Raw genomic sequence first — 513 nt, forward strand, 5'->3', positions numbered from 1 at the left:
GCCAAGGCGCACCTGCATGTCATCAGCGCCCACCCGTCACCCATGCTCTCGTCGGCCGACCCGACGTTCCAGCTCAAGGAAACCATTGAGGCTCGTTATCGCGAACAGTGCCGGGCGTTCCAGGCCGAATTCGACATTGACGACCAGCACCTGCACATTCAGGAAGGCCCGGCGGACGTGTTGATTCCCTACATGGCCCACAAGCTCCAGGCCGCGGTCACGGTGATCGGCACCGTTGCGCGCTCCGGCTTGTCAGGCGTGTTGATCGGCAACACCGCAGAAGCCGTGCTCGATGCGCTGGAAAGCGATGTGCTGGTGCTCAAGCCGCAGGAGGTCGAGGATCACCTAGTGGAACTGGCGGTCAAGAATTGACGATCAAAAGATCGCAGGCTTCGCCAACTCCTACAGTATGGCGTGGTCCTGTAGGAGCTGCCGAAGGCTGCGATCTTTTCAACCGCCGATCGCATCCTTAAGGAACCCCGGCGCGATATAACGCTGGTAATGCGCTTCGGA

1 protein-coding gene is annotated in these 513 nt (G+C 60.2%); it reads left to right on the top strand.

Going from position 1 to position 513, the window contains the following annotated elements; all coding sequences use genetic code 11:
• A partial coding sequence (locus OC610_RS28720) for a universal stress protein (RefSeq protein WP_264433169.1) occupies positions 1–372 on the top strand: 372 nt, incomplete at its 5' end.
• Positions 373–513: the final 141 nt, after the last annotated feature.

Source organism: Pseudomonas agronomica (genome assembly GCF_025917275.1).
Lineage (GTDB): Bacteria > Pseudomonadota > Gammaproteobacteria > Pseudomonadales > Pseudomonadaceae > Aquipseudomonas > Aquipseudomonas agronomica.